This window comes from Streptomyces sp. NPDC040718 (genome assembly GCF_055593565.1).
Genome location: NZ_JBVIXO010000012.1, coordinates 63,321 through 86,565 on the forward strand (window position 1 = coordinate 63,321; position 23,245 = coordinate 86,565).

The 23,245-nt window shown below is 73.7% G+C and carries 20 protein-coding genes; 13 read left to right on the plus strand and 7 right to left on the minus strand.

From position 1 onward, the window contains the following. Positions 1–27: 27 nt before the first annotated feature. The gene (locus ACZ597_RS26495) at positions 28–3,138 is read left to right on the plus strand and encodes a sacsin N-terminal ATP-binding-like domain-containing protein (protein ID WP_471334845.1); all 3,111 of its coding nucleotides are present in this window, start codon (positions 28–30) and stop codon (positions 3,136–3,138) included. A gap of 15 nt (positions 3,139–3,153) precedes the next feature. Here the strand turns inward: ACZ597_RS26495 and ACZ597_RS26500 are convergent, their stop codons facing one another. Both ACZ597_RS26500 and ACZ597_RS26505 read right to left on the minus strand, forming a co-directional pair. Beyond that, positions 3,154–5,610: an HAD-IC family P-type ATPase gene (locus ACZ597_RS26500; RefSeq protein ID WP_471334848.1), complete on the minus strand. Its 2,457-nt coding sequence runs from the start codon at positions 5,608–5,610 to the stop codon at positions 3,154–3,156. 100 nt (positions 5,611–5,710) lie between these two features. Next, a complete protein-coding gene (locus tag ACZ597_RS26505; RefSeq protein ID WP_471334851.1) occupies positions 5,711–6,019 on the minus strand; it encodes a DUF2530 domain-containing protein in 309 nt (102 codons plus the stop codon). Between the two features lie 139 nt (positions 6,020–6,158). Here ACZ597_RS26505 and ACZ597_RS26510 point away from each other — a divergent pair, with 139 nt between their 5' ends. Then, complete coding sequence (locus ACZ597_RS26510; RefSeq protein WP_471334854.1) at positions 6,159–7,586, plus strand: NCS2 family permease; 1,428 nt, start codon at positions 6,159–6,161, stop codon at positions 7,584–7,586. Here ACZ597_RS26510 and ACZ597_RS26515 read toward each other — a convergent pair. Then, complete coding sequence (locus ACZ597_RS26515; protein ID WP_007265601.1) at positions 7,579–7,761, minus strand: hypothetical protein; 183 nt, start codon at positions 7,759–7,761, stop codon at positions 7,579–7,581. The genes ACZ597_RS26510 and ACZ597_RS26515 overlap by 8 nt on opposite strands. A 139-nt stretch (positions 7,762–7,900) precedes the next feature. Here ACZ597_RS26515 and ACZ597_RS26520 point away from each other — a divergent pair, with 139 nt between their 5' ends. From ACZ597_RS26520 to ddaH, 4 genes are all read left to right on the plus strand, one after another. Further along, positions 7,901–8,338, plus strand: a complete 438-nt coding sequence (locus tag ACZ597_RS26520; protein WP_471334856.1) for a MarR family winged helix-turn-helix transcriptional regulator — start codon at positions 7,901–7,903, stop codon at positions 8,336–8,338. A gap of 25 nt (positions 8,339–8,363) precedes the next feature. Then, on the plus strand, positions 8,364–9,698 hold the full coding sequence (locus ACZ597_RS26525) for an MFS transporter (RefSeq protein ID WP_471334859.1): 1,335 nt from the start codon (positions 8,364–8,366) through the stop codon (positions 9,696–9,698). Between the two features lie 508 nt (positions 9,699–10,206). Further along, positions 10,207–10,761: an RNA 2',3'-cyclic phosphodiesterase gene (thpR, locus tag ACZ597_RS26530; RefSeq protein ID WP_471334861.1), complete on the plus strand. Its 555-nt coding sequence runs from the start codon at positions 10,207–10,209 to the stop codon at positions 10,759–10,761. A 157-nt stretch (positions 10,762–10,918) separates the two neighbouring features. After that, positions 10,919–11,779, plus strand: a complete 861-nt coding sequence (gene ddaH / locus ACZ597_RS26535; protein ID WP_471334864.1) for a dimethylargininase — start codon at positions 10,919–10,921, stop codon at positions 11,777–11,779. A gap of 1 nt (position 11,780) precedes the next feature. On the opposite strand, the gene ACZ597_RS26540 is transcribed toward ddaH, so the two are convergent. The 3 genes from ACZ597_RS26540 to ACZ597_RS26550 form a co-directional block, all read right to left on the minus strand. Next, entirely contained in the window at positions 11,781–12,806 is a 1,026-nt protein-coding gene (locus tag ACZ597_RS26540; RefSeq protein ID WP_471334867.1) for an MmcQ/YjbR family DNA-binding protein, read from the minus strand. A 229-nt stretch (positions 12,807–13,035) separates the two neighbouring features. Then, positions 13,036–14,025, minus strand: a complete 990-nt coding sequence (locus ACZ597_RS26545) for an aldo/keto reductase (protein ID WP_471334869.1) — start codon at positions 14,023–14,025, stop codon at positions 13,036–13,038. Positions 14,026–14,084: 59 nt separating this feature from the next. Then, the gene (locus ACZ597_RS26550) at positions 14,085–14,780 is read right to left on the minus strand and encodes a GDSL-type esterase/lipase family protein (RefSeq protein WP_471334872.1); all 696 of its coding nucleotides are present in this window, start codon (positions 14,778–14,780) and stop codon (positions 14,085–14,087) included. Between the two features lie 76 nt (positions 14,781–14,856). Here ACZ597_RS26550 and ACZ597_RS26555 point away from each other — a divergent pair, with 76 nt between their 5' ends. The 3 genes from ACZ597_RS26555 to ACZ597_RS26565 all read left to right on the plus strand — a co-directional run bounded on the left by ACZ597_RS26555 (position 14,857) and on the right by ACZ597_RS26565 (position 18,075). Next, the gene (locus ACZ597_RS26555) at positions 14,857–15,891 is read left to right on the plus strand and encodes a YncE family protein (protein WP_471334875.1); all 1,035 of its coding nucleotides are present in this window, start codon (positions 14,857–14,859) and stop codon (positions 15,889–15,891) included. A 72-nt stretch (positions 15,892–15,963) separates the two neighbouring features. Further along, on the plus strand, positions 15,964–17,154 hold the full coding sequence (locus ACZ597_RS26560; RefSeq protein WP_471334878.1) for an NAD(P)/FAD-dependent oxidoreductase: 1,191 nt from the start codon (positions 15,964–15,966) through the stop codon (positions 17,152–17,154). 18 nt (positions 17,155–17,172) lie between these two features. Continuing rightward, entirely contained in the window at positions 17,173–18,075 is a 903-nt protein-coding gene (locus tag ACZ597_RS26565; RefSeq protein WP_471334881.1) for an RNA polymerase sigma-70 factor, read from the plus strand. 52 nt (positions 18,076–18,127) lie between these two features. On the opposite strand, the gene ACZ597_RS26570 is transcribed toward ACZ597_RS26565, so the two are convergent. After that, positions 18,128–19,060 carry a DUF3027 domain-containing protein gene (locus tag ACZ597_RS26570; protein WP_470973579.1) on the minus strand — a complete coding sequence of 311 codons (933 nt, stop codon included), beginning with the start codon at positions 19,058–19,060 and terminating at the stop codon, positions 18,128–18,130. A 361-nt stretch (positions 19,061–19,421) separates the two neighbouring features. Between ACZ597_RS26570 and ACZ597_RS26575 the strand changes: the two genes are divergently transcribed. The 4 genes from ACZ597_RS26575 to ACZ597_RS26590 all read left to right on the plus strand — a co-directional run bounded on the left by ACZ597_RS26575 (position 19,422) and on the right by ACZ597_RS26590 (position 23,176). Then, positions 19,422–20,801, plus strand: coding sequence for an MFS transporter (locus ACZ597_RS26575; RefSeq protein WP_471334883.1), 1,380 nt, complete (start codon positions 19,422–19,424; stop codon positions 20,799–20,801). A 249-nt stretch (positions 20,802–21,050) separates the two neighbouring features. After that, entirely contained in the window at positions 21,051–21,557 is a 507-nt protein-coding gene (locus ACZ597_RS26580) for a DUF2771 domain-containing protein (protein ID WP_471334886.1), read from the plus strand. A 16-nt stretch (positions 21,558–21,573) separates the two neighbouring features. Further along, the gene (locus ACZ597_RS26585; RefSeq protein ID WP_471334888.1) at positions 21,574–22,338 is read left to right on the plus strand and encodes a futalosine hydrolase; all 765 of its coding nucleotides are present in this window, start codon (positions 21,574–21,576) and stop codon (positions 22,336–22,338) included. After that, positions 22,316–23,176 (plus strand): 1,4-dihydroxy-6-naphthoate synthase, encoded by an 861-nt coding sequence (locus tag ACZ597_RS26590; protein WP_471334891.1) that lies wholly within the window; start codon positions 22,316–22,318, stop codon positions 23,174–23,176. Before ACZ597_RS26585 ends, ACZ597_RS26590 begins: the two co-directional genes overlap by 23 nt. Positions 23,177–23,245: the final 69 nt, after the last annotated feature.

Consider the following 23,245-nt stretch of genomic DNA (forward strand, 5'->3'; position numbering starts at 1 on the left):
ACGCGGTACAGCGTGGAGGCATGCGGCGTGAACGTGCGAGTGACGGCGGCCCAGAGCGGCGTGGACCCCTTCAGCACAGCCCGGCTGCGGCGCGGGGTGCTCGACGCGTGGGGGGCGGGCCCCGCCCGCTTCCGCGAGGACGCCAACGCCGAGGAGGACCTCGCGCTCGGCGGCTACCGGGACCGGCTCGTCGTCGAGCTGGCCCAGAACGCCGCCGATGCCGCCGCCCGCGCCAACGTCCCCGGCCGGCTGCGCCTGACCCTGCACCCCGCCGGACCCGACGGCCCCGCCGTGCTCGCCGCCGCCAACACCGGGGCCCCGCTCGACGCGACGGGCGTGGAATCCCTGAGCACCCTGCGCGCCTCCGCCAAGCGGGAGAACGACCAGGGCTCCGTGGGCCGCTTCGGCGTCGGCTTCGCCGCCGTGCTGGCCGTCTCCGACGAGCCGGCGGTGCTCGGCCGCCACGGCGGCGTCCGCTGGTCCCTCGCCGAGGCCCGCGAGCTGGCCCGGGACGCCGCCAACGGCAGCCCCGGCCTCGGCGACGAACTCCGCCGACGCGACGGCCACGTACCGCTGCTGCGGCTCCCGCTGCCCGCCGAGGGCACCGCCCCCGAGGGCTACGACACCGTCGTCGTCCTCCCGCTGCGCGACAGCGCCGCCGAGGACCTCACCGAACGCCTGCTGGCCGGCATCGACGACGCCCTTCTGCTGACCCTGCCCGGGCTGCGCGAGGTCGTCGTCGAAACCCCGACCGCCGGACACCGCGTGCTCTTCCGGCGCATGGACGGCCCCTACACCGTCATCGAGGACTCCGCCTCCGGCACCCACCGCTGGCGCACCGTCCGCCACACCGGCCCCATCGACCCCGCGCTCCTCGCCGACCGGCCCGTCGAGGAGCGGCTGCGGCCCGACTGGACGGTCACCTGGGCCGCCCCCGTCGACCCCGACGGCGCACCCGTACGCCCCCGCACCGCGCCCGTCGTGCACGCCCCGACCCCCACCGACGAGCCCCTCGGCGTCCCCGCCCTGCTCATCGCCTCCCTGCCGCTGGACACCACCCGCCGCCACCCCGCGCCCGGTCCCCTGACCGACTTCCTCGTGGAGCGCGCCGCCGACGCCTACGCCGAACTCCTCGACGCCTGGGACCCGGTGAGCACCGGCCTGGTCGACCTCGTGCCCGGCCCGCTCGGCGGGAGCCCGCTCGACGGCGCCCTGCGCGCCGCCGTCCTCCAGCGGCTGCCCCGCACCGCGTTCCTCGCCCCGGCCGCCCCCACCGAGGAGCTCCCGGCGCTGCGGCCCTTCGAGGCCGAGGTCGTGGAGGGCGCCGGCGCCGACACCGTACGGGTCCTCGCGGAGGTCCTCCCCACGCTGCTGCCCGCCGGGCTGGAGCGGCGCCCCGAGCTGCGCACCCTGGGCGTCGGCCGGCTGCCGCTCGGCGACGCCATCGAGCGGATCGCCGGCATCGAGCGCACCCCGGACTGGTGGCACCGCCTGTACGACACCCTGGCCGGCGTGGACCCCGACCGACTGTCGGGCCTGCCCGTGCCGCTCGCCGACGGCCGCACCACCATCGGCCCGCGCCACGTCCTGCTGCCCGGCCCGGACACCCCCGCGGACCTGGCCCGCCTCGGCCTGAAGGTGGCGCACCCGGACGCCGCGCACCCGCTGCTGGAGAAGCTGGGCGCGCTCCCCGCCACCGCCCGAGCCGTGCTGACGACCCCGCAGGTCCGCGCCGCCGTGGCCGCCTCCCTGGACGCGGGCGAGGTCTGGGACGAGGACGCGCCGGACCCGGAGGAGCTCGCCGACACCGTCCTGACCCTGGTCCGCGCGGCCGGCCTGGCGCCCGGCGAGGAGCCTTGGCTGGGCGCGCTGGCCCTGCCCGACGAGGACGGGGAGCTCACCCCCGCCGGGGAGCTGCTGCTTGCCGGGAGCCCGCTGGCATCGGTGCTGCGCGAGGACGAGGTCCCGTACCTGGACGGCGGGTTCGCCGCCCGCTGGGACGCGGACACGCTGGCCGCGTGCGGGGTGCTGACCGCGTTCCAGCTGGTCCGCGCCACCGACGTGGTCCTCGACCCGGACGAACTGGAGCCCCGCGAGGGCGACTTCGCCGAACCCGACGACGCCGGCCTGCTGGACGCGGTCGACGTGTGGTGCGAGGACCTGCTCGACCAGTTCCCCGACACCCCGGTGCCGCCGGTGGCGACCGAGCTGATCGCCGTCCGGGACCTGGACCTCGTCGACGACGACCGCTGGCCGCAGGCCCTGGCGATGCTGGCGCAGCCCCCGCTGCGCGACGCCCTGACCCAGCCGGTGCGGATCCTGCTCCCGGACGGCACCACCCAGTCGGTGCGCCCGTACACCGCCTGGTGGCTGCGCGACCACCCGGTGCTGGACGGCCGCCGCCCGGCCGGGCTGCGGGCGGCGGGCGGCGATCCGCTGCTCGCGGGCCTCTACACCCCGGCGGACGCGACGGGCTTCGAGGACGAGCAGGTGCTGCGGGCCCTGGGCGTACGCACCTCCGTGCGGGCCCTGCTGGAGGAGCCCGGCGGGGCGGCGGAGCTGCTGGGCCGGCTCGCCGACCCGGACCGCGAGGTCACCGGGCACCAGCTGCACGGGCTGTACGGGGCGCTGGCCGATCTGGACCCGGAGCAGGTGACGCTGCCGGACGAGGTGCGGGCGGTGGTGGACGGCGAGGTGGTCGTGGTGGACGCGGCCGACGCGGTCGTCGCCGACGCCCCCGACCTGCTGCCGCTGACGGCGGGCCTCCCGCTCCTGCCGGTCTCCCCGTCGCGCGCGGCGGACCTGGCGGAGCTGTTCCAGGTGCGCCGCCTGTCGGAGACGGTCCCGGCGGAGGTGACCACGCCGGGCGAGGAGCACGAGGTCCCGGAGTCGGTGCGCGTCCTGCTCGGCCCCGGCACCCCGGCGACGTACGTGGAGCACGAGGAGCTGGTGGCGGGCGACACGGAGCTGGACTGGCGGCTCACCCCGGACGGGGTGCTGCACGCGGCGACCCTGGAGGGCGTGGCGGCGGGCCTGGCCTGGTCGGCGTCGCAGTGGCCGCGCCGCTTCGAGGTGGCGGCCCTGCTGGAGGACCCGTCGCGGACGGCGGAGCTGGCCCGGGACCGCTGGTTCGACTAGGACGCCCTGGACGGGTCAGGCCCGGAAGCGCCGGTCCACCCACCGGAAGGTGAACTCGATCGCGGCGGCGGCCGCCGCCGCGATCGCGACGGAGATCCACGGCATGGTCACGCCCTCCAGCTTGAGCTGGAAGAAGTCCTGGAGCCACGGCACGACGAGGACGACGAGGAAGGCCGCGCCCATCGCGCCGACCAGGGCCACCCGCCACCACGTGTAGGGGCGGGCGATGATCGCCAGTACCCACATCGAGGTGAGGAACAGGGCGAGCGTCGCCGCGCTGGTCTCGGCCTTGAGGGAGTCGGGGCCGCTGTAGTGGGCGCGGGCGATCAGGTAGGTCACGAAGGTGGCCACGGCCGCGATGACGCCGCCGGGGATCGCGTAGCGCATGACCCGCTTCACGAAGTGGGGCTTGGCGCGCTCCTTGTTCGGGGCGAGCGCCAGGAAGAAGGCCGGGATGCCGATGGTGAGGGTGGACAGCAGGGTGAGGTGGCGCGGCAGGAAGGGGTACTCGACCTGCGAGCACACCACCAGGATGGCCAGCAGCACCGAGTAGACCGTCTTGGTGAGGAAGAGGGTCGCGACGCGGGTGATGTTGCCGATGACCCGGCGCCCTTCGGCCACCACCGAGGGGAGGGTGGCGAAGCTGTTGTTGAGCAGCACGATCTGCGCGACGGCCCGGGTGGCCTCGGAGCCGGAGCCCATGCTCACGCCGATGTCGGCGTCCTTGAGGGCGAGGACGTCGTTGACGCCGTCGCCGGTCATGGCGACGGTGTGGCCGTTGGACTGGAGGGCGCCGACCATGTCCCGCTTCTGCTGCGGGGTGACGCGGCCGAAGACGGAGTTCCCGTCGAGGACCGCGGCCATCTCGGCCCGTTCGGCGGGCAGCTCGCGGGCGTCGACGGTGTTGTGCGCGCCGGGCAGCCCGAGCTTGCCGGCGACGGCGCTGACGGAGACGGCGTTGTCCCCGGAGATGACCTTCGCCTTGACGCTCTGGTCCTCGAAGTAGCGCAGGGTGTCGGCGGCGTCGGGGCGCAGCCGCTGCTCCAGGACGACGAGGGCGGTGGGGCGTACTCCGGTGGCGACGGCGGGGTCGTCGAGCTCGCGGGCGGAGCGGGCGAGGAGCAGGACCCGTAGTCCCTGCTCGTTGAGGCCGTTGATCTCGTCGAGGGCCGGGTCCCCGGCGGGCAGGAGCACGTCGGGGGCGCCGAGCAGCCAGGTGTTGTTCTCGCCGTCGCCCTCGCTGAAGCTGGCGCCGCTGTACTTGCGGGCGGAGGAGAAGGGCAGGGACTCGGTGCAGCGCCACTCGGCGCTGTCGGGGTAGGCGTCGATGATGGCCTGGAGGCTGGCGTTGGGGCGGGGGTCGGATTCGCCGAGGGCGCCGAGGACCTTCTTGACGTACGCGGCTTCGGCGCCGCCGAGCGGGCGGAGCTCGGTGACGTCCATGCCGCCTTCGGTGAGGGTGCCGGTCTTGTCGAGGCAGACGACGTCGACGCGGGCGAGGCCCTCGATGGCGGGGAGTTCCTGGACGAGGCACTGTTTGCGGCCGAGCCGGATGACGCCGATGGCGAAGGCGACGGAGGTGAGGAGGACGAGTCCCTCGGGGATCATCGGGACGATGCCGCCGACGGTGCGGGCGATGGAGTCCTTGAGGTTGGAGTCCTTGACGACGAGCTGGCTGATGATCAGGCCGAGGGAGGTCGGGACCATCATCCAGGTGACGTACTTGAGGATGGTGGAAATGCCGGAGCGTAGCTCGGAGTGGACGAGGGTGAAGCGGGAGGCCTCTTCGGCGAGCTGGGCGGCGTAGGCCTCGCGGCCGACCTTGGTGGCGGTGAAGGCTCCGCCGCCGGCGACGACGAAGGAGCCGGACATGACCTGGTCGCCGGGCTTCTTGAGGACGGGGTCGGCCTCGCCGGTGAGGAGGGACTCGTCGATCTCCAGTCCGTCGGCCTCGCCGACGACGCCGTCGACGACGACCTTGTCGCCGGGTCCGAGTTCGATGACGTCGTCGAGGACGATCTCGGAGGTGGAGACCTCGGCGGTGGTGCCGTCGCGGCGGACGCCGGGTTTGGCCTCGCCGATGACGGCGAGGCCGTCGAGGGTCTTCTTGGCGCGGAGTTCCTGGATGATGCCGATGCCGGTATTCGCGATGATCACGAAGCCGAAGAGGCTGTCCTGGATGGGCGCGACGATCAGCATGATCACCCACAGGACGCCGATGATGGCGTTGAAGCGGGTGAAGACGTTGGCCCGGACGATGTCGGCGGTGGAGCGGGAGGAGCGGACGGGGACGTCGTTGACGTCGCCGCGGGCGACGCGTTCGGCGACCTCGGCGGTGCTGAGGCCGGCCGGCTTGAACCGGGGGGCGGGGGGTTTCACCGGGTGTACGGGGTCGAGCTCGGCGCCCGCGTCGATGGCGGCGCCGTCGGCCCGTTCCGGCCCGTCATGGTCGATCCTCGCCCGCTGCGTCATGCTTTCGACGGTAAAGGCGGTTCGAACGCTTCACCCGCCGAGCGGTCGGAAGATCCGACTTCAGGATGACCCGAATCGTCCCCCCGAGGTCCCCCGGCGGCTAGGCCCCGCCCGCTTGCGGGGCCGGTCCGGCGTCCCCGTCCCCGGTGGGCCGGTCGGCCCGTTCCGCCGCGTGGCGCTTGAGCGCCGCGTCACGGCCGCGGACGTACCAGATGCCGATCAGGCCGAGGCCGCCGCCGGCGGCGCAGGTCCACACCCACCACAGCAGGTCGCGGTCTTCGAACCATCCGTAGAAGGGCAGCTGGACGAGGAACATGGCGAACCAGAGGATCGTGCCGCCGGTGATGGTGGCGACAACCGGGCCCTCCAGGGGCTCGGGCGCCTCGTGCTTCGCAGTCCACTTCGCCATGGAGCCCAGTCTAGGTGGCGGGTTTTGGGGTCTACGCGCGGAGATGGACGGCCCTTCGTTCATGTGTTCATACTGAAACGGTTTGTCTACGACCGGATTCGTTCGTATGAACCGCCCAATAGACCCGTTTGAGGACCGCATGAGCACCTCGGCACCCGCCGCGGCCCCCACCACCGGCCTGGACCGGTACTTCAAGATCTCCGAGCGCGGCTCGACCGTCGCCCGCGAGGTCCGGGGCGGCTTCGCCACCTTCTTCGCGATGGCCTACATCATCGTGCTGAACCCGATCATCCTGGGCAGCGCGAAGGACATGTACGGGCACCAGCTCGACGGCGGCCAGCTCGTCACCGCGACCGTCCTGACGGCCGCCTTCTCCACCCTCCTCATGGGCGTGATCGGCAACGTCCCGATCGCCCTGGCGGCCGGCCTCGGCGTCAACACCGTCGTGGCCCTCCAGCTGGCCCCGCGCATGAGCTGGCCCGACGCCATGGGCATGGTCGTCCTCGCCGGCTTCGTCGTGATGCTGCTGGTCGCCACAGGCCTGCGCGAGCGCGTCATGAACGCCGTCCCGCAGGGTCTGCGCAAGGGCATCGCGATCGGCATCGGCCTCTTCATCATGCTGATCGGCCTGGTCGACTCCGGCTTCGTCACCCGCATCCCGGACGCCGCCCACACCACGGTCCCGCTCCAGCTCGGCGGCAACGGCCACCTGCACGGCTGGCCCGTCCTGGTCTTCGCCGTCGGCGTACTGCTCACGCTCGCGCTGCTGATCCGCAAGACGCCCGGCGCGATCCTGATCTCCATCGTCGCCATGACCGTCGTCGCGGTCGCCGTGCAGCTGATCACCGACCTGCCCGACCTGGCCTGGGGCCTCACCGTGCCGCAGTGGCCGGGCAACCCGGTGGCCGCGCCCGACTTCGGGCTCGTCGGCCAGGTCAGCCTCTTCGGCGGCTTCGGGAAGGTCGGCCTGCTCACGGGCATCCTGTTCGTCTTCACCGTGCTGCTGTCCTGCTTCTTCGACGCGATGGGCACCATCCTCGGCGTCGGCGACGAGGCCAAGCTGACGAAGCCGGACGGCACCTTCCCCGGCATCAACCGGGTCCTGCTGATCGACGGCCTGGCCGTCGCCTCCGGCGGCGCCACCTCGTCCTCCGCCACCACCTGCTTCGTGGAGTCCACGGCGGGCGTCGGCGAGGGCGCCCGCACGGGCCTGGCCAACGTGGTGACCGGCGCCCTCTTCACCGTCTCGCTCTTCCTGACCCCGCTCGCCACGATGGTCCCCTCGCAGGCCGCCACCCCCGCCCTCGTCGCGGTCGGCTTCCTGATCCTGGCGGGCTCGGTCCGGGACATCGACTGGAGCGACTTCACCATCGCCGTCCCGGCCTTCATGGCCATGGTGATGATGCCGTTCACCTACTCGATCACCAACGGCATCGGCATCGGCTTCATCAGCTTCGCCGTACTGCGCCTGGCGACGGGCCGGGGCCGCGAAGTCCCGGCCGCCATGTACGCCGTCTCGGCCGTCTTCGTCTTCTACTACGCGATGCCGGCCCTCGGCCTCACGTAAGCCCGTAGAACTTCTCCGTCTCGTCGACGGCGGCCTTGAACCGCTCGTCGAAGTCATCGCGAATGAGCGTCCGGACCACATAGTCCTGGACGCTCATTCCGCGTTTGGCGGCATGGTGCCGGAGCCGTTCCAGCAGCTCCCCGTCTATGCGCATGCTCAGCACATGTGTCCCCATGCCCGAAAGGGTCGGGCCAGAGGGTGCGGACGCGTGTCACTTTCCGCCGCCCACTCACCCGTACGAGTGAGACGCCAGGGTTCCCCGGGCCTCCTGAAACCGTTTTTCCTTAGACAGAGTAATGAGTTACTCTAAGGACATGCTTGACCTCTCCCATGGCGACGACGCCGCCGCCGTGAACGATCTGCGCTCCGCCGTGATGCGGCTGGGCCGGCGCCTGAAGCACCAGCGCGTCGACGAATCGCTCAGCCCGACCGAGATGTCGGTGCTCGGCACCCTCGCCCGCTGCGGCCACGCCACCCCCGGCGAGCTGGCCCGGCGCGAGCACGTCCAGCCCCCGTCGATGACACGCATCGTCGCACTGCTGGAAGCCAAGGGACTGGTCACGCTGGAGCCGCACCCCGAGGACCGCCGCCAGAAGGTGGTCCGACAGACCCAGGAGGCCGAGGCGATGCTCGAAGAGAGCCGTCGCAAGCGCAACGCCTTCCTGGCCGGGCTCGCGGCCGAGCTCACCGAGGACGAATGGGCCAAGCTCCGCGCGGCCGCACCCGTCCTGGAGAAGCTCGCCCACCTATAGGAACGACGCCAGGAGGCGAACGCTTTTGAGTACGGGAACCGGAGCAGACTCCGCACCCGGCCATACATCCACCACTACCAGCGCCACGAGCCGGAACTCCATGTTCGGCTCGCTGAAGATCCGGAACTACCGGCTCTTCGCCACCGGCCAGGTCGTCTCGAACACGGGCACCTGGATGCAGCGCATCGCGCAGGACTGGCTGGTCCTCTCCCTGACCGGCTCCGCGTCCGCCGTCGGGATCACCATCGCCCTGCAGTTCCTGCCGATGCTGCTCTTCGGGCTCTACGGAGGCGTACTCGCGGACCGGCTGCCCAAGCGGCCGCTGCTGATCGCCACCCAGAGCGCGATGGGCCTCACCGGCGTCGCACTCGCCGCACTGACCCTGGCCGGACACGTCCAGGTCTGGCACGTCTACCTCGCCGCCTTCCTGATCGGCCTGGTCACCGTCGTGGACAACCCGGCCCGGCAGACGTTCGTCTCCGAGATGGTCGGCCCCGCGCAGCTCGCCAACGCCGTCAGCCTGAACTCCGCGAACTTCCAGTCCGCGCGGCTGGTCGGCCCGGCGATCGCCGGCGTGCTCATCACCGCCGTCGGCTCCGGCTGGGCCTTCCTGCTGAACGGCCTGTCCTTCGCCGCGCCCATCGCGGGCCTGCTGCTGATGCGCACGCACGAGCTGCACCCCGTCACCCCGCAGCCGCGCGCCAAGGGACAGCTGCGCGAAGGCCTGCGGTACGTCGCCGGCCGGCCCGAGCTGGTCTGGCCGATCGTGCTGGTCGGCTTCATCGGCACCTTCGGGTTCAACTTCCCGATCTGGCTGTCGGCCTTCACCGACGACGTCTTCCACGGCGACGCCGGCACCTACGGGCTGTTCAACACCCTCATCGCGGCAGGCTCCCTGGCCGGCGCCCTGCTGGCGGCCCGCCGCGGACACTCCCGCCTGCGGCTGCTGGTCACGGCGGCGGTGCTCTTCTCGGCCCTGCTGCTGGTCACCGCGTTCGCGCCGGGCTTCTGGCTCTTCGCGGCGCTGCTGGTACCGATCGGGATGTTCGGCCTGACCGTCAACGTCGTGGCGAACTCCAGCGTCCAGATGGCCACCGACCCCGAGATGCGGGGACGGGTGATGGCCCTGTTCATGATGGTCTTCACCGGCGGCACCCCGGTCGGGGCCCCGCTGGTCGGCTGGATCACGGACACCTACGGAGCCCGGCTCGGCATGGCCGCGGGCGGCGTGATCTCCCTGGCGGCGGCGGTCGCCGTCGGCCTGGTCCTGTCCCGCGTGGGGAACCTCCGGCTCCGCCTGAACCGCCACGGCGTCGTCTTCGTCCCGGCCACCCGCCGCGACCTGGCCCCCGCCGCCTGAGCACCCTTCCTGACGCGCCGCTCGCGCGGCTCGCCGGACTCCGTCCGGCGGACGCGGGGCGGGGCCGGTGCCCGCGGCCGGGGCCGGTGGGCCGTCGCCGGGGCCGCTGGGCCGTGGCCGGGGCCGCTGGGCCGTGGCCGGGGCCGGTGGGCCGTGGCCGGGGCCGGTGGGCCGTCTGCGGGTGGGGGGCCACTGCGCGGTGCGAGGTCCCCTACCCGCCCTTCCGCCGTTCCCAGGGGCTCCGCCCCTGACCCCGCGCCTCAATCGCCGGCGGGGCTGGAATTCGCCGCGCGAATCCAGCCCGCGCGGCGATTGAGCGCAACGGGGTCAAGGGACTGAGCCCCGGTTCTCCAGCCCCGCCGGCGATTGAGGCGCGCGGGGGGCTGGGGGCTGAGCCCCCAGAACGGGTCCGGGCAACGCCCGGGGAACGGGCGAAGGGCGGGGAGGGGCAAGCCCCGCGCAGCGGCACACCCACCCGCGCCCGGCACGGAAAGGTACCGTCGGAGACGTGAGGCTGTTCGCCGCGGTGCTGCCCGGGACCGACGCCGTCGCCGAACTGCGGCACGCCGTCGCGGCGGCGCCGCGGCCCGACGGGCTGCGGTGGACCGCGGAAGCGGGCTGGCACTTCACGCTCGCCTTCATGGGCGAGGTCCCCGACCCCCTCCTCCCCGACCTGTACGCCCGCCTCGCCCGCGCGGCACACCGCAGCGCCCCCTTCCCGCTCCGCCTCCACGGCATCGGCCACTTCGGCGACCGCGCCCTGTGGACCGGCGCCGCCGGCGGGATCGACGCGCTGCGGCTGCTCGCCGAGCGGGCCGACGCCGCCGCCCGCCGGGCCGGGGTGCCCATGGAGCACCACCGCCGCTACACCCCGCACCTCACCCTCGCCCGCGGCCACCACGGCACCGACCTGCGGCCCTGCCTCGACGCCCTCGCCGGCTTCGAGGGCACGCCCTGGCGGGTCGACACCCTCAGCCTGGTCCGCAGCAACCTCCCCACCAGCGGCGTCCCCGGCGAACAGCCCCGCTACGAGGTCGTAGAAGCCTGGCCCCTCTCCGGCTGAGTCCCAGGGTTCGGGGACGGTTCATCCCCCGGTGGCCCGTACGTCGGGGCACGGAATCCGGATTCCGGTGAAACAGAGGCAGCAGAGGCGACGGCCGCCCCGCCACCACCCCGCGGGGCGGCCCGGAGTCCCTCCGGCCACCCTCGAAGGAGTCCCCGTGCCGCTCACCGAGCCGACGACCACCCCGACACCGGCACCGACGGCGACCGCACGCGTCGCCACCCGCCGCAGGCTGCTGATGTGCCGGCCCCGGCACTACGACGTCACGTACTCGATCAACCCCTGGATGCACCCGGAGAACAGCACCGACCCCGCCCTCGCCGTCCGCCAGTGGGAGCGGCTGCGCGACCTCTACCGCGAACTCGGCCACTTCGTCGAGGAGATCGACCCCGTCGAGGGCCTGCCCGACATGGTGTTCGCCGCGAACGGCGCCACCGTCGTCGACGGCAAGGTCTACGGCGCGCGGTTCCGGCACGCACAGCGCACCGCGGAGGGGCCGGCGTACCTGGGCTGGTTCGAGCGCCGCGGCTACCGCGACGTGCTCTGGCCCGAGTACATCAACGAGGGCGAGGGCGACTTCCTCACCGTCGGCCGCCGGCTGCTCGCCGGCACCGGCTTCCGCACCGATCCCCGTTCGCACGCCGAGGCCCAGGAGTTCTTCGGCCTGCCGGTGACGAGCCTGACCCTCGTCGACCCGGAGTACTACCACCTGGACACGGCCCTGGCCGTGCTCTCCGACGACGAGGTCATGTACTACCCGGCCGCCTTCTCCGAGGGCAGCCGGGCCGTGCTCCGCACCATGTTCCCCCACGCGATCCTCGCCACCGCCGAGGACGCCGCGGTCTTCGGGCTGAACGCCTTCTCCGACGGCCGCCACGTGCTGCTGCCGGAGGCTGCGACCGGCCTGACGGCCCAGCTCGGCGCCCGCGGCTTCGAGCCCGTCGGGGTCGGGCTCTCCGAACTCCTCAAGGCGGGCGGCAGCGTGAAGTGCTGCACCCTGGAGCTGCGCGACCGCTGAGTCACCGCCGACGTGGCTCCCGGCTGATCGGCGAGGAGCCCGCGCCGGTCCAGGGGGCGTCCCCTCCCCGGCCGCGGGTGAGGGTGACGTACAGGTATTCGTCGAGGAGCTTGGCCAGGGTGACGCCCGGCCGGCCCAGGCCGGCGGTCAGTACGTCCTCCTCCAGGCCGCTCTCGGCGAGCGCGGCCCTCGCCCAGGCCCGGCCGGTGCGCAGGTGACGGGCGAAGGCCCGCTCGTCGCGGGCGCCGTGCAGCCGGACGGCGATGGCCTCGTCCCAGGGCATCACGGTGCGCGGCCGCACCGCGAACAGGGCCTTGGCGGCGGCCGTCGGCCCGAGGGTGCGGCGGCCCGCCGGCAGGGCGGCCAGTTCGCCGTACGCGGCGGCGAGCGCGCCGATCTCCCGGTCGGTGAGGGCCGCGATCGGGGCCCCGGGCAGGGCGTGCCGGGCCCACCAGGTGCCGAGCCCGGCGCCCAGCGGGTCGGGCTCGCCCTCGCGCGGGTAGCGGATGCGGCAGCCCCAGGCGTTGAGCCAGCGGTGCAGGGCGGTGCGGTGCGCGGCCTCGGAGAGGTCGATGCCGGGTGCCGTGGCGTCCCGCAGTGCCTGCCAGCTGCGGTCCGCCCGGTAGCCGGCGAACACCTCGGCGGCGGCCCGCAGCCCGTCGAGTCCGGGCGGCGGCGGCAGGGCGCCGTCCTCCAGGTGCGCGCGGGCGACCTTGGCCGGTACGCACATCCGCCAGGCGTCGGTGACCAGTTCCGCGAGTTCCCCGGTGCCGAGGGCGGCCATGCGGGCGTGCACCCAGTGGTAGCGCATGTCCCCGGCGCCCGGCAGGGAGAACTTCTCCGGCTCGGAGGCGACGAGCGCGGCCCGCTCCTCCTTGGGGAAGGCGAAGCCGAGCTCGGTCTCGTCCCGGGAGAGGGCGAGGTAGACGATCCGGCCGATGCGGAACTTCACCCGGTCGCGGACGAGGTGCTCCTCGGTGCGCGGCAGCGCGAGCGCGAGCCGCCGTACGTCTTCGACGGTGACCATGACGCAAGTCTCGCAGCCCCTGGCGAGGGGCGTGGGCGGGAGCGCGTTAGTCTCGACGGGTGGACCCGAAGACCAGAAACCGTGTCATGGCCGGTGTGCTCGTGCTGATGTTCGTCGTCGTGGCGGTGGCCGCCGCCGTGGGCCAGTAGAGCGCGCCCCTCCCCCGTACCGGCCCGCCCAGCCCGCGCTCGAAGCGCGGGCGGGGCGGTTCGCTTAGCCGGGCCCCCGGCTACCAGGCGAAGGCCTCCGGGGACGGACCGGGACCGGGGAAGATCTCTTCGAGGGAGGCCAGCAGTTCCTCGGAGAGTTCCAGTTCCACCGCGCGCAGCGCGCTCTCCAGCTGCTCGGCGGTGCGCGGGCCGACGATCGGGCCGGTGACGCCGGGGCGGGTCAGCAGCCAGGCCAGGGCGGTTTCGCCGGGCTCCAGGCCGTGCTTGTCGAGGAGGTCCTCGTACGCCTGGATCTGCGCGCGTACGGCGGTGTTGGCGAGGGCGTCCGCCGAGCGGCCGGAGGCCCGCCGGCCGCCGGTGGCCTCCTTCTTGATGACCCCGCCGAGCAGTCCGCCGTGGAGCGGGGACCAGGGGATGACGCCGAGCCCGTACGCCTCGGCGGCCGGGATGACCTCCATCTCGGCGCGCCGCTCGGAGAGGTTGTAGAGGCACTGCTCGCTGACCAGGCCGACCATGCCGCGCCGGGCGGCCGTCTCGTTGGCCTGGGCGATCTTCCAGCCGGGGAAGTTGGAGGAGCCCGCGTAGAGGATCTTGCCCTGCTGGATCAGGACCTCGATGGCCTGCCAGATCTCCTCGAAGGGGGTCCGCCGGTCGACGTGGTGGAACTGGTAGACGTCGATGTGGTCCGTCCGCAGCCGCTTGAGGCTGTCGTCGACGGCCCGGCGGATGTTCAGGGCGGAGAGGCGGTCGTGGTTGGGCCAGGTCTCGCCCTCGCGGGACATGGAGCCGTAGACCTTGGTGGCGAGGACCGTCTTCTCGCGGCGGCCGCCGCCCTGCGCGAACCAGGTACCGATGATCTCCTCGGTGCGGCCCTTGTTCTCACCCCACCCGTACACGTTCGCCGTGTCGAAGAAGTTGATCCCCGCGTCGAGGGCCGAGTCCATGATCGCGTGGCTCTCCGGCTCGCCCGTCTGGGGGCCGAAGTTCATGGTGCCGAGTACGAGGCGGCTGACTTTGAGACCGGTGCGTCCGAGCTGCGTGTACTTCATGGGCCACTAGCCAACTGCTTGGAGTGCGCTCCAGGCAAGCCCCTTTCGCGGGGCGGGACTTACCGGGCGGGCACGGGACGGTAGGGGCCGCCGATGCCCCAGGCCTGGTGCAGGACCGCCGCGAACTCGCCCGCGAGGCGGTGCTCGCCGGAGGCGTTGGGGTGCGTGCCGTCGTAGGTGTCGCGGTGGATGTCGTACGCGTCCGGGCGGGCGGCCAGCAGGATCGGCGAGGCGTCGGTGCTCAGGTCGGCCACCGCCTTGGCGAGCAGTTCGTTGAACCGGGCGACCTCCGCCGCGAAGGGGGGTTCGTCCTCGGCGCGGACGTTGGGTATCACCGGGAGGAAGACCATCCGGATCGCCGGGCGGGCCTCGCGCGCGGCCGTGACGAAGGCGCGGACGTTGCCGGCGGTCTGCTCGGCGTTGGTGTAGAAGCCCAGGTCGATCAGGCCGAGGGAGACGAGCAGGACGTCGGCCCGGGCGTCGGCGGCGGCGGGCCCGATGAGGGGGGCCATGTGCTGCCAGCCCTCGCCCCAGCCGGCCAGGTGCCGGCGGGCGTGCCCGGGGAAGTCCGCGGCCGCGTAGTCCTGGTCGCCGGGGCCGCCGGAACCGGTGTCGTACAGGGCGGTGCGCGGGCCGACGATCTCGAAGGAGCCGTCGCCCAGGGTGGCGGCGAGGTGCTGCCACATCCGGTAGCGCCAGGTGTAGTCGCCGGCGCGTCCGATGGTCATGGAGTCGCCGACGAACATGAAACGCATCCGGTCATCATCGCGGATCACGCGACGGGAGCCCCTGTGATGCCGGACACGCCCTACCGGGTGGCAGGCTTGTGGGATGCGCCTGCTGCTCCGGTCGACCGCCGTTCCCGCCGCTCTCGTGCTCGCCCTGCTGCCGGGGGCCGCCGTCGCGGCGGAGACCCCCGCCGCGCCCGGGGCCGCGTCCGGGTTCACCATCACCGATCCGCGCATCAAGGAGTCGAGCGGCCTGGCGGCCAGCCGGATCCACCCGGGCGTGTACTGGACGCACAACGACAGCGACGACGGCCCGTACGTGTACGCGGTGGACTCCGCGACGGGGAAGACGGTGGCGAGGGTGGCGCTGACCGGGATCGGGACCCCGCGCGACGTGGAGGCGATCTCGCTCGGCCCGGACGGCCGGCTGTACGTCGGGGACATCGGCGACAACAAGGGCGGCACCTGGGACCACGTGTGGATCTACCGCTTCGAGGAGCCGAAGGAGCTCGGCGACCGGACCGTCGCGGCCGAGCAGTTCACGGTCGGGTACGCGGACGGGCCGCGCAACGCCGAGGCGCTGATGGTGCATCCGGTGACGGGCCGGGTGTACATCGCCAGCAAGGACGAGCAGGGCGGCGGCCTGTACGAGGGCCCCGAGCGGCTGTCGGCGGACGGGCGCAACGTCTTCCGGCGGGTCGCGGAGGTGCCGTGGGTGACGGACGGGGCGTTCTCGCCGGACGGAACCCGGCTGACGCTGCGCGGGTACTTCACGGCCCGTACGTACGGCTGGAAGGGCGGCCGCCCGGAGGGGGCCGGGGAGCGGGTGGACGCGCCCTGGCAGGGGCAGGCGGAGTCGGTGACGTACACGCCGGACGGCAGGACGCTGATGTTCGGGGCGGAGGGCGCGAACAGCAAGGTGGTGGCCGTACCGGTGGCTCCGGCGGCGGGGCCGTCCGATCCTGCCCGCACCGGCTCCCCGCAGCAGCCGGGCGGCGGCCCGACGGGCTCCTCGGGCGCTCAGGGCGCGCCGGCCGGGCAGGACTCCGGCGGCTTCACCAAGGGGGCGCTGGTGCTCGCGGCGGGCACGGCCCTGGTCCTGGCGGGCAAGCGGCTGCTCCGCCGCCGCCCGAAGTGATCCGGGTCACACCCTGTCACGGGTTCCCGCCACCCGGTGTCTTGTGTCCGAACCCCAACGGAGGAGGACGCGATGAACGAGAACAACACCCAGGTGGTCGTGATCGGCGGCGGTTACGCGGGCGTGATGGCGGCCAACCGGCTGACCCTGCGCGGTGATGTGACGGTGACTCTGGTCAACGCGCGCCCGTCGTTCGTCCACCGGATCCGGCTGCACCAGCTGGCCGCGGGCAACGACCCGGCCGTCGTGGAGTACGCGGACGTCCTCGCCGACGGCGTGCGCCTGGCCGTGGACACCGTGGACCGCATCGACGCCCCCGCCCGCACCCTGGAACTCGCCTCCGGCGAACGCCTGGGCTACGACTACCTCGTCTACGCCGTCGGCAGCACCGGCGCCGACCTGCGCGTCCCCGGTGCCGCCGAGCACGCCCACCCCATCGCCACCCTCGAAGACGCCCAGCGCCTGCGCCCGGTCCTGGACGCCGCGCCCGAAGGGGCCCCGGTGACGGTGGTCGGCGCGGGCCCGACCGGCATCGAGACCGCCGCCGAACTCGCCGGCGCCGGCCGGCCCGTCACCCTGGTCTGCGGCGGCACCCTCGGCCCCTACCTCCACACCCGCGGACGCCGCTCGGTCGCCCGCCGCCTGGCCCGCCTCGGCGTCACCGTCGTCGACGGCCCCGAAAGCACCGTCACCCACGTCAGCGCCGCCGCGGTCCGCCTGGCCGACGGCCGCGAACTGCCCAGCCGCGTCACCGTCTGGACCGCCGGCTTCGCCGTCCCCGACCTCGCCGCCCGCAGCGGCCTGGCCACCGACACTGCCGGCCGCATCCTCACCGACGAGACCCTCACCAGCGTCGACGACGACCGGATCGTCGCCGCCGGGGACTCGGCCGCCCCCTCGGGCCTGCCGCTGCGGATGAGCTGCCAGGCCGCGATGCCGATGGGCGCCCGGGCCGCCGACACCGTCCTGAGCCGCCTCGCGGGCGAACGCCCCGAAACCCTCAACCAGCCCTTCGGCGCCCAGTGCATCAGCCTCGGCCGGGCCGACGGCATCTTCCAGTTCGCCAAGGCCGACACCGCGATCTGGTTCCACGTCGACGGCAAGCCCGGCGCCAAGCTGAAGGAAACCGTCTGCACCGTCGTCGTCAAGCACCTCGCCGACGAGGCCCGCAAGCCCGGCGGTTACCGTCTCCACCGCGGCTCGGGCGCCGCCACCCGCCAGAAGAAGCTCCAGGCCGTGCGCGGACAGACGACGGCCGCGTGACCAACGGGACGGACCCCCATGAACGACGAAGACCGCACCACCGACGCGGCGACCGAGGCCTTCGTGGCCCACCGCAACCTGCTCTTCACCGTCGCCTACGAGATGCTCGGCTCGGCCTCCGACGCCGAGGACGTCCTCCAGGAGACGTGGCTGCGCTGGGTGAAGGTCGACCTCGACCAGGTCGAGGACCGGCGCGCCTACCTGGTCCGCGTGACGACCCGTCAGTCGCTCAACCGGCTGCGGTCGATGAGCCGCCGCAAGGAGTCGTACGTCGGCGAGTGGCTGCCCGAACCGCTGCTGACCGCACCGGACGTGGCCCAGGACGTGGAGCTCGCCGAGAGCGTGTCCATGGCGATGATGCTCGTACTGGAGACGCTGTCACCGACCGAACGCGCCGTGTTCGTCCTGCGCGAGGCCTTCGACGTCGGCTACGACGAGATAGCCGCCGCCGTCGACAAGACCCCCGCCGCCGTACGCCAGATCGCACACCGGGCCCGCCGCCACGTCGACGCCCGCCGGCCCCGCCAGGCCGTCTCCGCGAGCCAGACCCGCGCCGTCATGGAGTCCTTCCAGCGCGCGCTCGACAGCGGGGACCTCCAAGGGCTCCTCGACGTACTCGCCCCGGACGTCGTGCTCGTCGGCGACGGCGGCGGCATCAAGCAGGCCGCGCTGCGCCCCGTCACGGGCTCCGACAAGGTCAGCCGCTACATCATCGGCGGCGTCGGCAAGAAGGCGGACCGGTTCGCCATCACCCCCACCGTGGTCAACGGCAGTCCGGCGCTCCTCGCCTACCTCGACGGGGAACTCGACGGCGTCATGGCCTTCCACGTCGAGGACGGCCGCATCGCCGGCATCTACTTCGTCCGCAACCCCGAGAAGCTGGGCGCCGTCGGAGCCGAGACCCCGATCACCCTGCGGTGAACCGAGGGCGGGCGCCGCATCCCGGCGGCCCGCCCCTCACCCGCCCCGCGGGCTACGAGTGGCCGAGGTCGGCGGACGGGAGGTCCGCCGAGGGCACCGAGCCGGTGTCGGGGGCCGGACGCAGCGGGAACTCGTCCGTCGCCATCGAGTCCAGCACCGGAGGCGCGGGCCGCGGCGGCTTCGGCATGACGGCGGCCTCCGAGTGGCCGCCGCAGCCGTACGACAGGGAGACGAGCCGGCCGTCCGCCGGGCCGAACTCGTTCGCGCAGATGCCGAAGGCCTGCCCCAGCGAGCCCCCGATCGCGACGAGGAACCCGCACGAGACGCAGGACGCGGGCGCGGCCTGCGCCATCGGCGTCTTCGCCCCGAAGGACTCGTCCCAGCGGTCGGCGGCCGTGTGCAGCCCGTACCGCGACAGGACGCGGGCGCGGCGCATGCCGAGCTCCTCCGCGACGGCGCTGATGGAGCCGCGCGCCGGGACGACCACCCGGTCGGTGACGTCGGCGTCCTCCGCCTCGACCAGTTCGGCCATCTCGGTGGAGACGACCGAGTTCGGCGGCGGCGCGTCCTCCCCGGACCAGCCCGGCTCCAGCCGCAGGTCGTCGGCGTCCGTCGGCAGCAGGTCGCCGGGGCCCATGTCGCCCGGGCGCAGCCGCTCGCTCCACGGCACCCATTCGGGGGCGAGGAGCGCGTCGTCGCCGGGAAGGAGCACCGTTTCGTCGAGGGTGACGTTCTTCGCGCGGGAGGCGCGGGTCACGGTGACGGCCCAGCGCCAGCCGCGGTAGCCCGGCTCCTTGCACTCGAAGAAGTGGGTGACGACCCGGTCGCCCTCCGCTACGGCGGACACGTGCTCGCCCACCACACCGGGGTATGCGGCCTCCTCGGCCGCCGCACGGGCGAGCTCCACCGCCTCGGCGCAGAGGCGGTCCGGGGCGGGCGTACGCGGGGTACGCGGGGTACGGCTTCGCGTCGTCGCAGCACTCACAGGTCTCGTTCTCTCCTACGCCGTCTCACGAGTGCGCCGTCCGTACTGTCGTTCACAACGACCCGTCGGTCTCGTCCGTACGTAGCGCGGGCGGAGCGGACCAGAGGGCCGCGTCGACGTCCGCGCCCCGATCGGCCTCGGGCGCACCCCACTGTGATCCATTCTGCGGGATCACGAAGAGGCGCGCGGCCAAGTGCAACCGCCGGTGGCGCGCTACGCACGCTACCTCCTCCGAAGCCTTCGGCCCACATGCGAGGTCCGATTCGCGGACAACGCACGCGCGCGAAGCCCCTCCCGCGGGCCCGCGACGGGCCCCCGGAAACGCACCCGGGACGCGCCGGGAGGGGTCCCGGACGGCCTCGTGGGGCACTATGGCCACGTGGCACCCGCACGGTCGTCCGCAGACGGCTCGGGACCGGCCAGGCGGGCCGGCCGGGCTGTCGGCCGTGCCCTGCACCTCCCCATCACCGGTACCGCACGCGGGATCCGGCGCGCCACGCACGCCCACGGAGCCGGCGAGTCGGGGCTGGGCCGTCTGATCGAACTGCACGCGATCAACGGCGCCGGAGACGTCATGATCACCGTCGCGCTCGCCTCGACGGTGTTCTTCTCGGTACCCACCGACGAGGCACGCGGACGGGTTGCCCTCTACCTGGCGATCACCATGGCGCCCTTCACCCTGCTGGCCCCGGTGATCGGCCCCCTGCTGGACCGGCTCCCGCACGGCCGGCGGGCGGCGATGGCGGGCGCCATGCTGACGCGGGCCCTGCTGGCGCTGATGATGTCGGGCGCGGTCGCCACGGGCGGCCTGGAGCTCTACCCGGCGGCCCTGGGCGTACTGGTCGCCTCGAAGGCGTACGGAGTCGTACGCAGCGCAGTGGTCCCACGGCTCCTCCCGCCGAAGTTCTCACTCGTCAAGGCGAACTCCCGGGTCACGCTCGCGGGCCTGCTCGCCACGGGCGCGGCGGCGCCGGTGGCAGCCGGACTGCACACGATCGGCCCGCCGTGGCCGCTCTACGGGGCCTGCGCGATCTTCGTGTGGGGCACCTTCGCGGCGTTCCAGCTGCCGCACAAGGTGGACGACGCCAAGGGCGAGCGCCGCGCCCGGCTCTCCACCCACGAGGCGCACTCCAAGCGCCCCGGGCTGCGCACGGTCAGCCGCCCGGTGCTGTGCGGACTGCTGGCGAACGCGGCGATGCGCGGGCTGTCCGGGTTCCTGATCTTCTTCCTGGCGTTCCTGCTGCGCGAGCACCCGCTCGCCGGGCAGAGCGCGGCGGTGTCGCTGGGCATCGTCGGCGTCGCGGCGGGCATCGGCAACGCCTGTGGGACGGCGGTCGGCGCGTGGCTGCGGGCCCGCGCCCCGGAGGCGATCATCGCGACCGTCCTGTCCGCGACCCTGGGCGTGGCGATCGTGTCCGCGGTCCTCTTCAGCGGCCTGTTCATGGCCGTCCTGGCCGGGACGGCCGGCTTCTGCCAGGCGCTGGCGAAGCTCTCGCTCGACGCGATGATCCAGCGCGACGTCCCGGAAGCCGTCCGCACGTCGGCCTTCGCCCGCTCGGAGACCCTGCTCCAGGTGGCGTGGGTGCTGGGCGGCGCGATCGGCATCGCCCTGCCGCTGAACGGCGTCCTGGGCATGGCGGTGGCCGCGGCCGTGGTGGCCCTGGGCACCCTCATGGCGGTCCGCGGCCTCCTGACGTCCCCCCGCCACCACCCGACGTCCCCCCGCCCCCGGGTGGCGTAACCGGGCGTTCCCGCCCCGGCCGGCACGTCCAGCGCCGCCGGCCCTTGAGGCGCCGGGGTCCGGGGCGCGGCTCCGGGGAACGGGCGAAGGGCGGGGCGGGGAGCGGCCCGCGCAGCGGCGCCCCCGGCCCCGCCCACCCGAACCCGCGGCGCAGCCAGGCGGCGGCCCCCGCCCCCTCCGCCACGCCCGGCCAGGGCACCGGCACCCCCGTGCGGCGGCGCAGCCCACCGGCCCGATAGCCTTCGGCTCATGACCGCACCGCTTTTCCCGGGTAGGGCCCGCCGCAGCGTCGCGGCCCTCGGAGCCGTGTCCGCCGGCCTCCTCCTCCTGTCCGCCTGTGGCGGCGACAAGCCGACCCCGCTCGCGACGGTGACCGTCGGCAGCTCGTCGGTGTCCGCCGAGTCCGAGGGCGAATGCAGCGCCAACGGCCAGGACCTCACCATGGACAAGGTCCAGAACTGCCTCACGGACCCCAAGAACGCCAAGACCGTCGAGTACGGCCGCGGCGACACCCTGCGCCTGGGCGTCGAGCCCGAGGTCGTCGAGGACGGCAAGAAGTGGCAGGCGGTCCTCGACGGCCAGCCGATCACCGAGCCCTCGGCGAACACCTACCGCAGCTTCCAGGGCGCCGACGTCTTCGCGACCGGCGGCCAGGGCGAGGCGCCCCAGTCGAAGCTGCTGGGCTTCGTCCAGGTCGGCGAGGACGGCAAGCCCCTCTCCGTCTGGACCTTCAAGCTCCAGCTGAAGAAGCAGTAGCGGCAGGCGCGGCGGCGTGCGCGCGCTGATCGTGACCGCGGTGGCCGCGGAGGCAGACTCCGTGGCCGCCGGTCTCACCCCTCATCCGGACGACCCGGTCACGCCCGAACCGCGCGCGCTCCCCTGGGGGTCCCCCCGGACGAAGTCTGGGGGAGGCTACCTCATCACCCGCCGGGACCTGCCCGGCCTCGCCGCCGACGTGCTCGTCGGCGGCGTCGGCCCCGCCGCCGCCGCGGCCGCCACGGCCACCGCTCTCGCACTGGCCGACTACTCCCTCGTGATCTCCGCCGGCATCGGCGGCGGGTTCGCGCCCGCCGCCCCGCTCGGCTCGCTGGTGGTCGCCGACGCGCTCGTCGCCGCCGACCTGGGGGCCGAGACCCCCGAGGGATTCCTGCCGGTGCAGGAGCTCGGCTTCGGCCACAGCGTGCACCTGCCGCCCGCCGAGCTCGCCGCCCGGGCCGCCGAGGCCACCGGGGCACTGCTCGCGCCCGTCCTGACCGTGTCCACCGTCACCGGCAGCGCCTCCCGCGCCGCCGAGCTCGCCGCCCGGCACCCGCTGGCCGGGGCCGAGGCGATGGAGGGCTTCGGGGTGGCGGAAGCCGCCGCCGCGCACGGCCTGCCCGTACTGGAGGTCCGCGCCGTGTCCAACGCCGTCGGGCCGCGCGACCGGGCCGCCTGGCGGATCGGGGAGGCGCTGGGCGCCCTCACCGCCGGATTCCGCGCGCTGGGACCCGTACTCGTCAACTGGGGAGAACGCCATGAGCACCATGAGCACCGCTGAACCGCTCGCCATCGCCTACTCGCCCTGCCCGAACGACACCTTCGTCTTCGACGCCTGGGCGCACGGACGCGTCCCGGGCGCGCCCGCCCTCGACGTGACCTTCGCCGACATCGACGTCACCAACGGCATGGCCGAGCGCGGCGAACTGGACGTGCTGAAGGTGTCGTACGCGGTACTGCCGTGGGTGCTGGAGGAGTACGCGCTGCTGCCGTGCGGCGGGGCCCTGGGGCGCGGCTGCGGGCCTCTCGTGCTGACGCGCGGACCCGGCGTGGACCTGTCCGCCGGGACGGTCGCGGTGCCGAGCGAACGCTCCACCGCCTACCTGCTGTTCCGGCTGTGGGCGGCCGACGTGCTGCCGGACGGGGTCGGGAAGGTCGTCGTCCTCCCGTTCAACGAGATCATGCCGGCCGTGCGCGACGGGCGGGTGGACGCCGGACTCGTCATCCACGAGGCCCGGTTCACGTACCAGGACTACGGGCTGCACTGCCTGGCCGACATGGGCGAGCACTGGGAGTCCACCACCGGGCTGCCGATCCCGCTCGGCGCGATCATCGCCAAGCGGTCGCTGGGCGCGGAGAAGCTGCGCGCGCTGGCCGAGTCGGCCCGTACGTCGGTGCGGATGGCATGGGACGACCCGGAGGCCTCGCGGCCGTACGTACGCGCCCACGCGCAGGAACTGGATCCGGCGGTAGCCGACCAGCACATCGGGCTGTACGTCAACGAGTTCACCGCCGACCTCGGCGACGCCGGGTACGCGGCGGTCCGCGGCCTGCTGACCCGGGCCGCCGCCGAGGGCCTCGTCCCGGCGGTCCCGGCGGACGCGCTGAGCTTCCCGTGACGCGGCACGCGTGACATGCCGGTGCCCCGCCGCTCGGAGGAGCGGCGGGGCACCGGTGCGCGTTCTCGT

Excerpts from the sequence above, each read along its gene's own strand:
- ACZ597_RS26500 (WP_471334848.1), bottom strand. The coding sequence starts at position 5,610 with ATGACGCAGCGGGCGAGGATCGACCATGACGGGCCGGAACGGGCCGAC.
- ACZ597_RS26505 (WP_471334851.1), bottom strand. The coding sequence starts at position 6,019 with ATGGCGAAGTGGACTGCGAAGCACGAGGCGCCCGAGCCCCTGGAGGGC.
- ACZ597_RS26510 (WP_471334854.1), top strand. The coding sequence starts at position 6,159 with ATGAGCACCTCGGCACCCGCCGCGGCCCCCACCACCGGCCTGGACCGG.
- ACZ597_RS26515 (WP_007265601.1), bottom strand. The coding sequence starts at position 7,761 with ATGGGGACACATGTGCTGAGCATGCGCATAGACGGGGAGCTGCTGGAA.
- ACZ597_RS26520 (WP_471334856.1), top strand. The coding sequence starts at position 7,901 with ATGCTTGACCTCTCCCATGGCGACGACGCCGCCGCCGTGAACGATCTG.
- ACZ597_RS26540 (WP_471334867.1), bottom strand. The coding sequence starts at position 12,806 with ATGGTCACCGTCGAAGACGTACGGCGGCTCGCGCTCGCGCTGCCGCGC.
- ACZ597_RS26545 (WP_471334869.1), bottom strand. The coding sequence starts at position 14,025 with ATGAAGTACACGCAGCTCGGACGCACCGGTCTCAAAGTCAGCCGCCTC.
- ACZ597_RS26550 (WP_471334872.1), bottom strand. The coding sequence starts at position 14,780 with ATGCGTTTCATGTTCGTCGGCGACTCCATGACCATCGGACGCGCCGGC.
- ACZ597_RS26555 (WP_471334875.1), top strand. The coding sequence starts at position 14,857 with ATGCGCCTGCTGCTCCGGTCGACCGCCGTTCCCGCCGCTCTCGTGCTC.
- ACZ597_RS26560 (WP_471334878.1), top strand. The coding sequence starts at position 15,964 with ATGAACGAGAACAACACCCAGGTGGTCGTGATCGGCGGCGGTTACGCG.
- ACZ597_RS26565 (WP_471334881.1), top strand. The coding sequence starts at position 17,173 with ATGAACGACGAAGACCGCACCACCGACGCGGCGACCGAGGCCTTCGTG.
- ACZ597_RS26580 (WP_471334886.1), top strand. The coding sequence starts at position 21,051 with ATGACCGCACCGCTTTTCCCGGGTAGGGCCCGCCGCAGCGTCGCGGCC.
- ACZ597_RS26590 (WP_471334891.1), top strand. The coding sequence starts at position 22,316 with ATGAGCACCATGAGCACCGCTGAACCGCTCGCCATCGCCTACTCGCCC.